The organism is Nocardioides asiaticus (genome assembly GCF_040049175.1).
In the GTDB taxonomy this organism is placed as follows: Bacteria; Actinomycetota; Actinomycetes; order Propionibacteriales; family Nocardioidaceae; genus Nocardioides; species Nocardioides cheoyonin.
Genome location: NZ_JBDZDM010000009.1, coordinates 45,014 through 57,630 on the forward strand (window position 1 = coordinate 45,014; position 12,617 = coordinate 57,630).

Sequence of the window (12,617 nt, forward strand, 5' to 3'; positions counted from 1 at the left end):
CTCAGCAGCCGTTCCCGACGATCCCGTTGAGGACGGCGTAGATGGTCACGAACGCGATCGCGCCGATGACCGTCCAGAACAGGCCCGAGGCGCCGAGCTGGGCGGCCCGACCCATCTGACCGAACTTGCCCACGATCAGCGCGCCCGAGGAGGCGAACCCGGCGCCGATGATGATGGCGATGACGCCGTACTTGACCCAGCCGAGGATGTCGTGGACGTAGGGCGCGACCCCGGTCGGGGCCTTGGCGCAGACGTTGTCGACGCCCTGCGCCTTGATCTGTCCCGAGAGCGCCACCATCTGGGTGGCGACCTCGGTGATGGCGTGCATGATCATGTGTCTCTCCTGTGTTCCTTTCAGGTCCGGTTCGCCGTCAGCGGTCCGGTGATGGTGGTGATCCGCTCCAGCAGGCGCTGGGAGGGGTTCGTGAGCTGCTTGGGCAGCGGGTCGGGCCCCAGGCCGGGCAGGGCCTTGGCCGGGAGGAGAGGCGCGAACAGCACCGCCTCCTGCTCATGAACGGTCCGCAGCCGTCGTCCGGCGGTGGCGAACTCGCGCTCGCTCCAGCGGCCGGCGCCCACCACGACGACCACGACCCGTTCCGCGGCTACCTGGTCGGTGAGGGCGGCGAGTGTCGCCTCGGTCTGGGAGAGCGCCAGGCCGTGCGGGCGGGTCACCAGCACCTCGACGTGCGCAGTACTCGAGGCCACCCAGGCGGCCGGCTCGGCGGCCAGCTCGCGCGGTGTCCAGCCGGCGTCCAGCACCGTCAGGTCGATGCCGTCGACGGTGCGCGGCGCAGGCACCTGCCCGGGGAGCTGAATGGGTTCCTCGACGCGGTCGATGAGGACGTTCGACCCGCGGCGTCCGCGGCGCCAGCCTTCAGCCGCTCCGAGCTCGGTGCCCGTGGCACCCAGCAGCCCGGACCAGGCTGGCGCGGCCGCGTCAAGCACCCGCGTCCTGATGCCGGTCAGGTCGGCGGCGTCGGCCAAGGCCAGGGCGATCGTGGACGCGCCCGCGCCCGCATTGGCGGCCCGCACCCGCACCAGTGGGCCAAGCCCGTCGGGCACCGCGGCGCAGGGTGTGACCGGCCGCGGAGTCTGAGCCTGCCCCGGGGCGATCGACTCCATCTCGCTCCCGGTAGGGACCCCGGGTGCGCGGCGCGAGGACGAGGTGGCGAACCGGCCGGCGGCCAGGGCGTCGGCTGCGGCCTGGAGCTCGCGGGTGGAGAACCGAGGCACGGTGCTGGTGCTCATCGGCGGGCCTCGAGGCGGGCTGCCCGCAGTCGCAGCGCCTCACGCAGGACCGCGGCCGGGGTGTTGCGGAGGATCTCGCGGGCCTCTGCGGCCTGCTCGGCGTCGGCACGCAGCCGGGCGATCGCGTCCTCGATGCCGGACAGGGCGTGGTCGACGTTGTGGTCGGCCACGACGTCCAGCAGCTGCGCGACAACCTCAGGGGTTGGCTCGGAGACACTGACCGCGGTGTGTGCGTGTTCGCTCATGTCGGGAGTAGCAACAGCCCCCGGTCCGAATCGGACGCGGGGGCCGCAACTTCTTCGACTCGCTTCGGGTCGTGGTCAGGCGGTGGCCTCCAGGTACTGGGGAGCGGCATCACGCAGCCGTGCCGCCGTCCGGTCCCGGCGGCGCCGGATCTGTCGCATGGTCACGCCGTGGCGGGCGCCGACGATGCGCTGCGCCTCCTCGCGGGCACGCTTGGTCTCGCCGCGGGCCAGCACTTCGTGCTCGGCGGCCATGAGCTCGATCAGCAGGTCCACCTCCTCGGTGGCAATCACACCCACGTCACGCGCCCAGCTGAGCAGGTCGGCCAGGTCGTCGACCGGGTCCTCCACGGTCGGGACGGCGACGGTGAGGTCGTAGTCCTGCTTCCCCTCCCTGCCGTCGCCGTGGTCGGCACCGTCGGCCTCGAGCATCGCCTCCAGCGATGTGGTCGGGACGCGGGTGACCAGACCGGCCGCCGGACGGCACAGCCGCTGCCGGGCCCGGTCCAGCAGATAGCGGCCCGCGCGGTTGCCCAGCTGCGGCTCCGCCCCCTTGATCTCCTCCCACACCGTGGCGTGGACGTCGCCGACCTCGCACACGTCGCTGAGCTGTCCGGCAACTCGGTTCACACCCTCTGACAGCAGGACCAGCACCGCGAGCGCCGCGTCGTCGTCATCGCCGCCCCGCCGCGATCCCAGCGCGGTCAGCGCCGCCACCACCTCGTAGCAGGCGACGTCACGGCGCCGCCACGCCGCCTGCGCCTCCTCCAGGCTGCCGAACCGGGACAGCCGCGAGTCGAGCTCCTGCCAGCGCTCCCACTTCCCCGACCGGGCAAGACTGCCAGCGACCGACGCCGCCAAGGCGCTCTGACCCATGCGGCGTTCGCGCTCTCTGCGGGCCGGTGGTGCGGCGTCGACGCCGAGGGACACGACGGGCTGGTTGCTGAGGGCGGTGCTGGTGCTGGCCGACATGGCGGTCCTCCGAGACGGCAGAGGCGATCAGGACGCGCCCATGCCAGAACCGACCGCTCACCAGGCCGCTCACCAAGTTCGCCGCCACAGCCCGAAACAGCCGTGGCGACCGCTCACCAAACCCGCTCACCAACCGCAAACCCGCAGGTCAGCGCCCTGTGGCCGCTCACCAACAGCCACGGCGAAAAAGGTTCAAAAAGTTTCGCGAAGCCGGTTGCGGGCACCCCCAAATGCGGTTCGGCCCGGCCTCACCGAGTCGGTGAAGTCCGGGCCGAACCTGCAGGTACGTGGCCTCCGGCGGGCTATCCGGTGGCCCAGTTCTTCTCGTCCAGGATGGTCTCGGTGCGCTCGGGCAGGTCCTCGTCGTACCGGTCAACGACCTCCCGGCGCAGCATCTCGTCCGTCGCTTCCGGGCCCTCCTCGAGGGCCTTGACTGCGGCCTCGTCCAGCCATGCCACGTCGACGTCCGGGTTCGCCTTCCGTGCCGCAGCGCACGCCGTCCGCACCAGATCGGTGCGGCCGGCAGCAACTCCCCGGTTGGCGAGAATGTGCGCCGTGTCGGTGATCGTTCCGCGCAAGATCAGGTCGTGCCGCTGGGTCTTGGCCAGCCACGGGAACCGCCTCTCCGGGACTCCCTCGAACGGTGTGCCGGTCACCAACGAAAGCGCCGCGACCAGGTCCTCCTCACACCCCCCGGCGTCGCCCCGCCGCTCGGCCCGGTTCCGCAGACGGATGAACAGCTCCGCCGAGCTCAAAACCCCACCCGGGGCCTGATAGGGCAGCTGGTAGGTCGGCGTACCTCCCCGCCGGGCCGAGTCACTGGCTCCGGCCTCCGGCAGCCAGTCGCTGCCGTCCTCGCGCTTGCCCAGCAGATTGCGGGCATCGGTGGCCCGGTTCTCCGCGGTCTTCTTGGTGCTCCAGCCGAAGTCGGACGCGATCCGCTCCGAGGTCACCCCACGCTCCTGGCAGGCCAGGTAGGCGATCAGCGACACCGCCATGTTGCGGTTACCGATCGCCGCCGGGTCGCCGCCGTTCAGGGCACGCACGTCGACCGGCCCCAGCAGGTGCACCTTGGGTCGCGGGCAGGTCTCGTCGAACCAGTCCGCGAGGTCCTCATCCAGCGTCGGGTCCAACGCCGCGATCTCGGCACGGGTCGATTCGGGGACGCTGCGTGCCAGCGCCGCCAGGTCCTCGGCCGTGGTCGCTCCCGCAGCCAGGTACACCTCGTCTGCCTCCGGCAGCATCGAGGAGGGGTCCCCACCCTCGGTGTGCCGTGGCTCGGTGTACTCCTCGCGCAGCGACCCGTCGGCCCGCGCGTACTTGCCCAGCGGCCCGTCGTCGGTCGCCGTGTTCGGCACCGGCTCATAGCCCAGGCCCCGGAGCGTCGCCGACACCTGACCACCGAGCTCGGCCTGTTCCTTGGTCATCGAGAATGCCTCGACGCTGATCCCCCACATCGGCAGGTAGGCCGTCCCGTCGGCCCGCAGCTCGACGGCCGGGGATTCCTCCTCACCGTGAACCACCACGACACGGCACCGCGCCCGGTCCTCCAGGCCCGCGGCGAGCTCGCCCTCGGGTCGGGAGTCGACCACAACCACCACCGGGTTGGTGGAGTCCAGCACGAGGCCGTCACGGCGGCGGGTCAGCAGGTCGGCGTCCAGGTTCTGCTCAACCTCGTCGACCTCGCGGGTCACCGCGGCGGCGCGCGCCAGCGCAGCCGCGCGGTCGACCTGACGCACCCGCTCCGGGTTCAGCGCCACCATCTCGGCCCCGAACGGCTCGGCCACCAGCACCTCGCAGCCCTTGGCCCACTCGTTGAGGGCCAGCTCGGAAACCCAGAACCTGGTCAGCCCAGCGACCTGGTCGGGGCCCCCGGCGATACCGCACGTCCCGAGCGTCTCCAAGTCGAGATACCAGGTGTGCCCGCTGTCGCCCTGGCCGATCGACACCAGCGCCGGATAGGGCGCCGGCTGCTCGTCGAGCTCGTCCTCCAGGTACGTGTCACGCGACAGCATCCACGCTCGCGCGTCGTCCGAGGCCTCCCACCCGTCGGGCACCTGGGCGGCGGCGGGCTGGGTGAACAGAAGCGTCAGGTCCTCCTCGCCGAGCACGGCGGCGCCCAGCTGGGGAAGCGGGCTGCCCGCGACCTTGCAGGAGGCCGCGACGTAGCGAAGCGCACGGTCCAGGAACACGACGTCCTTCTGTGCCTCCGCGCCGTACTCGAGGGCCTCCTGCTCGACGTCGGCGACCGCGGCAGGAACCGAGGCGATCGTCTGTCCCAGGGGGCGCTGCCGCATCAGACGGCGCCGGTTGTAGACGAACAGGCCCATCATGCCGACCGCGAACGTTCCGGCCGTGGCCAGCAGCGCACTGAGCGGCGAGATCCCGCCCACCTCGGAACTGTCGGACGGCTCGACCGTCGCGGCCGACTCCTGGTCGGGGGTGCCTGCCTCTTCATGCTGCGAGGGCCTGATCGGGATGACGGGCGCCGTCGAAGTTCCCGGATCGGCCGGCTCCGGTACCTGGCTGTGCCCCGCGCCGTCTGGCTCCTCGCCGTCACGTCGCTGCTCGGGGTCGGCCGCTCCTCCGTTGGTCCCCGGCGCGGCGTCGGAGTCGTGGCCGGGCTGGTCGTCGCGGTGCCGCGGCGCACGGTCCTGGACCTGCGGGTCGGTCTGCGGCGCAGGCTGGCGGTCGCCCTGCGGAGTCGGGCTGGCGCCGGGGATGACGAGAACCTGGCCGGGATAGATCAGGTCCGGGTTGTCGCCGACGACCTCCTTGTTGGCCTCGTACAGAGCCGGCCACTGGTTGGCGTCGCCCAGATCCTGCTGCGCGATCAGGGAGAGGCTGTCGCCCGGCTCGACGACGTCCTTGACCGGGGTGCGGGATCCGGCGGGGAGGTGGATCGTGCTGCCGGCCGGGATGGTCTGGGTGCCGCTGGCCAGCGTCGTTCCGTCGGAGAGGGTGGTGCCGCGGTTGGCCTCGAGCAGCTGCCGCCACTGGCCGCCGTCGCCGAGGTGGGTGTCCGCGAGCTTCCACAGCGTGGTGGGTTCGCTGGTGGTGACACTGGGCCGCTGAGCGGTGTTCTCGCCCGGCTGCGCCTGCGCCGCCGGGGCGGCGTGGGTGCCCGTGTGGTCGACGTGCCCACCGGGGGTCGCGGCGGCGGTCGCTGCTCCAGCGGTGGCCACCGTGCTCGCGCCGATACCGAGAGCGGCCACCCAGGTCACCAGGAGCCGCGCCAGCTGCTGCGGCGGACCGGCCGAGAACCCGGCCTGCCCATCGACGGTGCTGCGGTGGATCGTGGCGGCCAGGCCCCGGACCCGGATCGACCTGATCGTCGACAGCGCCTCGACCACGATGCAGCCGGCCATCCACGCCCACGCGATCCACCCGATCACCGCCAACGCGCCGTACAGGGTGCGGTCGGTGAGAAGTTGCACCTCGGCCCACCCGCCCGGCGGCCAGGGATTGCCGAGCCAGGCGATCAGCACCAGCGGCGCCCCGACCAGGAGCGCTGCCAGCACCACGAGAGCAGCGACACCGCGCAGGAGCCTGCTGACCATTGCTTTGACCTTCTTCCGTTCTCAACCGCTAGGGGTGGAGATGGCGTCTGCAGACCCCGTTTCCTGGATCTGCACGACGCCCACCCCGAGCAGACTCAGGAACCGGGGCTCCCGGGTGCCTGTCGCCGTGACGATGACCTTGCTGCCACTGACCCGGACCGTCCCCGACCAACCCGCCTGGCGAAGCACCGTCTTGGCTCGCACGATCGCCTGTCCGGTGTTCACACGGTCGGTGGAGTCGTGCACCACTGCGGCCTGGGACAGCTCGTCGGCGCCCGCTCTGGCCGCTTGCTCGGCGGCCCGCTTCGCGGCGACGTGGTCGTTGACCAGCTCACCGCCCCCGCCGACCAGACCGAGCAGGGCCACGAACGCCGTGGAGGCCAGGATCAGCGTCCACACGGCCGCAGCGCCCTGTTCGTCACGCCCCCGACGCAGTCGGTCGAGCACGCGTCCCCACGCCCTTCTGGCTCGGTCGCATCCGGCGGCCAAGAGCGGTTGCTTCCCGGCGGTCACTGGGCGCTCGCCCCGTTCCGGTACGTCTCGATCGGCACGACCGCCTGCTCGGTGAACACCGTGCTCGGGCGCAGACCGAGCTGGCGGCCCAGCGACCCGGTATCGACCAGGGTCACCGTGCACGACACCCTGGCGATGATCTGCCCGCCAGGGTTGAAGTCGCTGCCCGCGAAGGACACCGACAGGTTCAGGCAGCTTTTGCCGCGCTCTGCCAGCGACTGCTCGGCGGCACGGCGGCCGGCCGCGATCCCCCCTGCCTGGGTCTGTTCCAAAGACGCGGCGCGCGCCGCGGCATACGCCGCATCGTTGGCCTGTGCGGATCCGTCGACGTAGCGGCCGGCGGCTACCACCACGATGACCAGGGCAACCGCGGCCGAGGCCATCATCAACGTCTCGATCGCCGTCGAGCCTCGTTCATCGCGGGGCTCCCTCAGGCGCTTCGCCCACCCCGCCAGCGTCCCGGACCTCACGGCGTCCACCTCTCGACCGGGGCCGTCGCCGTGGACGTGATCGGGCCCGAGAGGAACGGCAAGACGGTAGCGACCTGGACAGTGACCGTGACACGAGCCTGTGTCGCCGATCGCGACGCGCTGACCGAGGAGCCCTGCACGGCCGGTGAGCCGTCCTGGGTGACGTACTCCCTGGCCTTCGCGGACCCGTCGCCCGAGGTGCCATCCCAGTGGGCAGCCTCGTTGGCGCCCTCCCGGGCCGCGGCCTCAGCCACTCGGGAGGCGTACATGTTGATCCCGAACTGAACCAGGATCAGGAACAGCAGCATCAACGAGGTGATCATCATCAAGAACACGACCCCGCTGTCGCCGCGCTCGTCCCGACGTCGCCCATGACGGTCTGTGCGCGTACGCGGCGCAGGACGGGGGATGCGGATGCTCAACGGGTTCACCTCCTCGATGTGCCATGTCTCGGCCGGAGCAGTTGTTCGGTCGGGGCCCCGGGCCAGCGGTCGGAGCCGGCCGGGCGCTAGCGGCCGCCGCCCAGGTTGCCGACCAGCGACCTGGCGAAGCTCCAGACCGCGTCTCCGGCGAAGTAGGCAACGCCGATACCAACGCCGAGCACGATGAGCCACGGCACCGCGCCCTCGCCCCGCTCGTCCCTGGGCTGCGTCTGCAGGCGAACGAACAGCGTGAGCATCAGCATCTTGATCATCTGAACCATCTCGGTTCCTCCTCTCCGAGTGAGCACGGTCTTTCAGGCTTGGGGGTCTCTTCGCGATGCGATCTAACCGGGCATTCCGGCGGCGGCGCGAAGGGACAAGATGTAGGGCGCGGCGAGGTAGACGCCGGCCAGGCCTGCGGCGATCACGGTGAGCTGCCGCATCGATTCGGTGGCGTTGTTCGCCCGCTCCAGCGTCGCGGCCAGCCGGGCGGACCGCATGCTCTTGGCGAGCGAGACGATCGACTGCTTCACGCGGGCGCCGTCGTCGTTGGCCAGCTGGATGCTGGACCGCAAGGTGACCAGCTCGCGGATGCCGTACCGCTCCCCCAGCCGCCCCAGGGCACCCCAGCTCGACATCGCCATGTCCGGGGCGAGGCGGATGGTCTCGCGCAGCTCGCGGAACACCCGCGTCTCGCGGCCGCGGGCCTCGTCGACGCGGTCGGCACCCATCTTGGCGGCGGCCGGGAGTGCTTCTGCGTGGCCCTTGCCGGCCTCCATGCTCATCGCGACCATGTCGAGGTAGGTCGAGATGCCCCAGCTGAACTCGTTGCGGACCCGCGCCGCTTCGGTGCGCAGGTCTCGAACCGAGAGCACCACGGCGGCCCCGCCGAGGAGCAGGCCGATGATCGGACCCCACTGCCACGACACATCGTGCCCGCCGGCCCGCCGGGCCAGCATGAGCACGGTCGGCCCGAGTCCGAACGTCAGGGTCAGGCTCACCACCCGCGTCAGCCAGGTGTGGAGCTCGCGCTGGGTGATGGCAAGGTCGGGGGCGAGGCTGTCGAGCCACTCCGGCTTGTAGTGGTTGATGGTCTCGACCAGCCACCTGGTCAGCCGCCCCATCGGCGAGACCGGGGCGGGGCCGCCGGCCGCTCGCTGGGTGGCCAGCTCGCGGCCGCGGCGCCATTCCTCGATCTCCCCGATCAGGTCCGGTGGCGGAGGAAACGCGAGCCAGCGCAGCTGCAGCAGCGCCACGCCGAGCAGGACCCCGAGCACGATCACCGCTGTCATAGCGTCGTCACCGCCTTCGGCTTGTAGGAGGCCGCCTCGAGGACCTCCGCAGAGCTGGAGAGGAACCGGGGCTCCCGCTCCGGCTCGGCGAGCTTCTTCACGCGGCTGAACACAAACAGGTACGCGGCCGCGAGGAACAGCGGCAGCAGCGTGCCGGCCGCGCCGCTGTCGCCGTGCGGCATCGCGGGCGGCGTGAACAGGCTGGCTGCCACGATCAGCACCGCACTCAGCACCGCGACCTGGGCAGCCTCCCGGCGGATGGTGTTGCGTTCGCGCATCACCTTGGTGCGGATGTCCAGCTCCTCGCGCAGCGACTCCGCCTGAGCGGAGAGCACACGGGAGAGCTTGCCGCCCTTCTGGCGGGCAGCCAGCGAAAGGGCGGCCACGACCTGGTCGGCCTTCGCATCGTCGAGGTCCTCGGCGAACAGGCTCAGCACCGCGGGCAGTGGAACCTTGACCCGAAGACGCTGCTTCATCCGGCTCAGCGGCGCCGCCAGCACGTCGGCAGCCCCATCGACCGTCTTCGGGATCGCCGACTCGAGCCCGGCGTCCTGCTGGATCAGGTCGCGCAGCGCCTCCACCCATTGAGCCAGCCCCTCGAGCTTCGCCAGCGCCGCCCGCTCGGCCTTGCCGCCGCCGGCGATCATCGGCCACAGCACCACCGCCGAGCCGCCGATCACGGCGAACACCAGGTTGCGGGAGACCAGCAACACCACCACGCCGACCGCCAGGCCGGCTGCGATGCTCTGCTTGTCCTTCGTGGTCAGGACCCGACGCCTGCTGGTACGCCGCGGGAGCTGCGACAGTCCGTCGGGGATCAGGGGGCGGCCCCGGGCCAACCGGAGCAGGCCCAGCAGCCCGAGCGCGAGAAGTACGCCGAGGAGGACGATCATCAGGCCCACCGCCCCGGGTCGCCGCTGTCGCGGTAGCCGACCTCGCGCAGGTCGTCCAGGCAGATGATCTGCACATCCCGGTCGCGCACAGCCATGCCGTCGGGACCGGGCTTGAAGATCTCGTTGGTCTTCAACATGTCGCCGTCGTGGCCCTCGATCTCGCGAATGGAGTGCACGACGCGGCGCTGCTCGCCGTCGGAGCGGTAGCGCTTCACGAACACGATGAAGTCCAGGCCGTTGGCGATCATGCTGATCGTGCCCTCACGGGGCAGCCGCTCCTCGGCCTGGATGGCGTAGGAGACGATGTTCTCCTCGACCCCGCGCGAGGAGTTGGCGTGGATCGTGGAGAGCGAGCCGTCGTTGCCCTGCATCATGGCGTTGAGCATCACCAGAATCTCCGGGCCGAGGACCTCGCCGACGATCACCCGGTCGGGCCGCATCCGCTTGGAGATCATCAGCAGGTCCCGCATCGGCACCGCGCCTTCGCCCTCGGCGTTGGGCAGCCGCTCCTCCATCACGACGATGTCGGGGTGGGCTTCCTCGTCGTCCTCCAGGCCTAGCTCGAGAGCACGCTCGATGGTGATGAGCCGCTCCTCGGGACCAATCTCGGCGGCCATCGCACGCAGCAGGACCGTCTTCCCGGCCGCCGTCTCTCCGGCGATGATCACGTTCTTCCGTGCTCGTACCAGTGCGGTCAGGAAGTCTGCGGTCTGCTGGTCCATCGTCCCGCCCGCGACCAGGTCCTTGAGCCGGAACAGCCGCTGTGGCGGGTGAAGTCGGATCGTGAGTGACGGCGCCGTACTGGTCCCCATGTTGGCCTGGAAGCGGGCCGTGCCCGCCTGCGGGCCGTCAGGGGTGTCGATGGTGTAGGTGACACGAAAGTTGACGTGCGTGTTGACGCTGTCGAACGCGCGGCCGGACAGACCCTCGTGGGTCGCGAGGGTCTGGATCGCCTCGACCATCTCCTCGTTCGAGGCATACACCGGGGCGACCCGGGCCTTGGTGCCGTCGGTGCAATAGCAGAAGACCTTGTTCCACGCGTTCATGACGATCTCTTCGATGCGCTGATCACGCAGCAGCGCATCCAGAGACCCGGCGCCGTACAGCAGGCTCTTCAACGCATCGATGAGGTCTTCGGCGTCCTCCCACCTCATCGTGCCCTCGCCCTGCTCGGCCACCGACCGCACATGCTCGGTCACGACCTGCCGGGCGAGCTCGGCCTTCATGACCTCCTCGTCCTCGGCCGTCATCGGCGGCTTCCCGGACCGGGCGCGCTCGGTGATCTCCTTCTCCAGCTTGTCGCCGACCCGCACCTGCAGCTGCCGCAGCAGGTTGTGATCCCGGCCCCGGTTCCTGGGCTCCATCAGTGCTCCTCCCCCATCGGCGAGACCTGCCACGATCCCGGCTCACTGGCCGCGGCCTCCCGTGCCCAGGTCTGCTGCGGCGCACCGTTCGGCGCAGGCGGCGGCACCTGTGTCGGGATGGCGTGGTGGGTCGGCTGTTCGGCGGCGTCGCGGACACGCTTGCCCTTGACGTTCGGCTCGGTGTGGTCCAGGCCCGTCGCCATGCCCAGATGCCACATCGCCTTGCGGGCCGACCGCATCAGCGGCGAGTTGCGCAGCGGCTTGGCCCATGGGTCGCCGCCGTTGTCGAGGGCGGCCACCCCCGCCGGGTCCCAGGCCACCCACGCGACGCTGCGCACGGCCGCCCCGGCGGCCGAGTCGGCAAGGATCTGGGCGACCATCTGGGCGATCGCGTCGCCGTGCTTGCGGTTCGCGATCACGACCGGGACCACGGCCGGTGGCCGCTGGTTGCGCTCGGCGAACGCGTCCACCAGCAGCTCCACGCGCTTCGTCATCGTCTGCACCGAGACCTGGTCGCCGCGACAGACCGGGATGATCGCATCGGCCGCAGTAACGATCGGCATCGACGGTGAGCCCGAGTGGATCCTGCCCAGGTCGGCGAACACCGCCGTGCTCTGTGCCTTCAACGCATCGGCGAGCACCCTCCACGAGGTGGGCGCACCCTGCTCGGCGGTCATGAACCCCGGAACCACGCGGACCAGCGGAGACAGCTCGTGCGAGCCCTCGCGCCCGAGATCGTCGTACCGCGGCCCCTTCACCTGAGACGGCAGCCCGATCGGGCCGCGGCGCTGAGGCTCATCCGAAATCTGACCGGCACCGATCCCGAGGACCGTCGGAGTTGCCGGCATCGGGTGACTCCCGTCCGGACGCACGCGGAACGCCATGTCGTCGCCGTAAGGATCGGCACCGACCGCCACTGCAGGAAGGCCGCGCGCCGACGCGAGCACCCGGGCAACGGTCGAGCATCCCGGTGCACCTCGGTCAGAGCAGACAGCGAACAGCACGCGCGATCACTCCTTGGCCGTGGAGATCGGCGCCTGAACGATCGTCACCTGACCCGCCGCGGAGTACGCGGCGATCGACTCGGCGACCGAGTCCTTCACCAGCACAGTGACGACCTTGTTGCCGTCGGGCGTCTTCCCGACCGACTGCACCTGGGCGCCATCGGTGAGCGACTGCGGGTCCTGCAGCTGGCTCGCGCTCGCAGCGGAACCGTCCTGCGGGGCCACGAGCACGCTCACCACTGCGCCAGGCGCCAACCCGCCCGGCACCCGGCCCGGCGGCAGCTGGAGCGCGACCAGCCGCTGCCCATCGCCCGGGATCGGCTCACCGGTCACCGCGCCCGGCGTCAGGATCTGGCCCTCCACCAGGCCCGTCGACGCGCGCTTCCCGACCACGGAGTCGATATCGGATGCGGCGATCGCGTCCGGCACGCCAGCAACCTGGATCGCGTGCACGTCGCTCGCCTCGATCACCTGGCCGGCAGGAACCGGCTTCGTCACCGCCAGCACCTCAACCCGGTTGCCCTGGGCCTGAAACAGCGCCAGCAGACCGATCACCACGAGGACAACGAACAAGATCGCCGCCGCCCACGAACCCAGCCTCCGCGGGGCCTTCTGCGTCACCTGGCCGAACGTTGAA

At 70.8% G+C, this 12,617-nt stretch carries 14 protein-coding genes; all 14 read right to left on the reverse strand.

The genetic code is table 11. From position 1 onward, the window contains the following. Position 1: 1 nt before the first annotated feature. Positions 2-334 (reverse strand): hypothetical protein, encoded by a 333-nt coding sequence (locus ABLE53_RS24455; RefSeq protein ID WP_348861805.1) that lies wholly within the window; start codon positions 332-334, stop codon positions 2-4. A gap of 20 nt (positions 335-354) precedes the next feature. Further along, positions 355-1,248, reverse strand: a complete 894-nt coding sequence (locus ABLE53_RS24460) for a hypothetical protein (protein WP_348861806.1) — start codon at positions 1,246-1,248, stop codon at positions 355-357. After that, positions 1,245-1,493 carry a hypothetical protein gene (locus ABLE53_RS24465; protein WP_348861807.1) on the reverse strand — a complete coding sequence of 83 codons (249 nt, stop codon included), beginning with the start codon at positions 1,491-1,493 and terminating at the stop codon, positions 1,245-1,247. The genes ABLE53_RS24460 and ABLE53_RS24465 overlap by 4 nt, the downstream gene beginning before the upstream one ends. A gap of 75 nt (positions 1,494-1,568) precedes the next feature. After that, entirely contained in the window at positions 1,569-2,462 is an 894-nt protein-coding gene (locus tag ABLE53_RS24470; RefSeq protein WP_348861808.1) for a hypothetical protein, read from the reverse strand. 302 nt (positions 2,463-2,764) lie between these two features. Then, positions 2,765-6,022 (reverse strand): LysM peptidoglycan-binding domain-containing protein, encoded by a 3,258-nt coding sequence (locus ABLE53_RS24475; protein WP_348861809.1) that lies wholly within the window; start codon positions 6,020-6,022, stop codon positions 2,765-2,767. Between the two features lie 21 nt (positions 6,023-6,043). After that, positions 6,044-6,421 carry a hypothetical protein gene (locus ABLE53_RS24480; protein ID WP_348861811.1) on the reverse strand — a complete coding sequence of 126 codons (378 nt, stop codon included), beginning with the start codon at positions 6,419-6,421 and terminating at the stop codon, positions 6,044-6,046. A gap of 110 nt (positions 6,422-6,531) precedes the next feature. Further along, a complete protein-coding gene (locus ABLE53_RS24485) occupies positions 6,532-7,005 on the reverse strand; it encodes a TadE family protein (RefSeq protein ID WP_348861812.1) in 474 nt (157 codons plus the stop codon). Then, the gene (locus ABLE53_RS24490) at positions 7,002-7,427 is read right to left on the reverse strand and encodes a TadE/TadG family type IV pilus assembly protein (protein WP_348861813.1); all 426 of its coding nucleotides are present in this window, start codon (positions 7,425-7,427) and stop codon (positions 7,002-7,004) included. The genes ABLE53_RS24485 and ABLE53_RS24490 overlap by 4 nt, the downstream gene beginning before the upstream one ends. Positions 7,428-7,513: 86 nt before the next feature. Further along, positions 7,514-7,708, reverse strand: coding sequence for a hypothetical protein (locus ABLE53_RS24495; RefSeq protein ID WP_348861814.1), 195 nt, complete (start codon positions 7,706-7,708; stop codon positions 7,514-7,516). A gap of 63 nt (positions 7,709-7,771) precedes the next feature. Then, the gene (locus tag ABLE53_RS24500) at positions 7,772-8,719 is read right to left on the reverse strand and encodes a hypothetical protein (protein ID WP_348861815.1); all 948 of its coding nucleotides are present in this window, start codon (positions 8,717-8,719) and stop codon (positions 7,772-7,774) included. After that, positions 8,716-9,612, reverse strand: coding sequence for a type II secretion system F family protein (locus ABLE53_RS24505; RefSeq protein WP_348861816.1), 897 nt, complete (start codon positions 9,610-9,612; stop codon positions 8,716-8,718). The genes ABLE53_RS24500 and ABLE53_RS24505 overlap by 4 nt, the downstream gene beginning before the upstream one ends. Further along, a complete protein-coding gene (locus tag ABLE53_RS24510) occupies positions 9,612-10,976 on the reverse strand; it encodes a TadA family conjugal transfer-associated ATPase (RefSeq protein WP_348861817.1) in 1,365 nt (454 codons plus the stop codon). The genes ABLE53_RS24505 and ABLE53_RS24510 overlap by 1 nt, the downstream gene beginning before the upstream one ends. Then, positions 10,976-11,824, reverse strand: a complete 849-nt coding sequence (locus tag ABLE53_RS24515; RefSeq protein ID WP_348861818.1) for a hypothetical protein — start codon at positions 11,822-11,824, stop codon at positions 10,976-10,978. The genes ABLE53_RS24510 and ABLE53_RS24515 overlap by 1 nt, the downstream gene beginning before the upstream one ends. Before the next feature lie 162 nt (positions 11,825-11,986). Next, entirely contained in the window at positions 11,987-12,601 is a 615-nt protein-coding gene (locus tag ABLE53_RS24520) for an SAF domain-containing protein (RefSeq protein WP_348861819.1), read from the reverse strand. Between the last annotated feature and the right edge of the window lie 16 nt (positions 12,602-12,617).

Coding starts and splice junctions, on each gene's coding strand:
- ABLE53_RS24455 (WP_348861805.1), bottom strand. CDS start 334: ATGATCATGCACGCCATCACCGAGGTCGCCACCCAGATGGTGGCGCTC.
- ABLE53_RS24460 (WP_348861806.1), bottom strand. CDS start 1,248: ATGAGCACCAGCACCGTGCCTCGGTTCTCCACCCGCGAGCTCCAGGCC.
- ABLE53_RS24465 (WP_348861807.1), bottom strand. CDS start 1,493: ATGAGCGAACACGCACACACCGCGGTCAGTGTCTCCGAGCCAACCCCT.
- ABLE53_RS24470 (WP_348861808.1), bottom strand. CDS start 2,462: ATGTCGGCCAGCACCAGCACCGCCCTCAGCAACCAGCCCGTCGTGTCC.
- ABLE53_RS24475 (WP_348861809.1), bottom strand. CDS start 6,022: ATGGTCAGCAGGCTCCTGCGCGGTGTCGCTGCTCTCGTGGTGCTGGCA.
- ABLE53_RS24495 (WP_348861814.1), bottom strand. CDS start 7,708: ATGGTTCAGATGATCAAGATGCTGATGCTCACGCTGTTCGTTCGCCTG.
- ABLE53_RS24500 (WP_348861815.1), bottom strand. CDS start 8,719: ATGACAGCGGTGATCGTGCTCGGGGTCCTGCTCGGCGTGGCGCTGCTG.
- ABLE53_RS24505 (WP_348861816.1), bottom strand. CDS start 9,612: ATGATCGTCCTCCTCGGCGTACTTCTCGCGCTCGGGCTGCTGGGCCTG.
- ABLE53_RS24510 (WP_348861817.1), bottom strand. CDS start 10,976: ATGGAGCCCAGGAACCGGGGCCGGGATCACAACCTGCTGCGGCAGCTG.
- ABLE53_RS24515 (WP_348861818.1), bottom strand. CDS start 11,824: ATGCCGGCAACTCCGACGGTCCTCGGGATCGGTGCCGGTCAGATTTCG.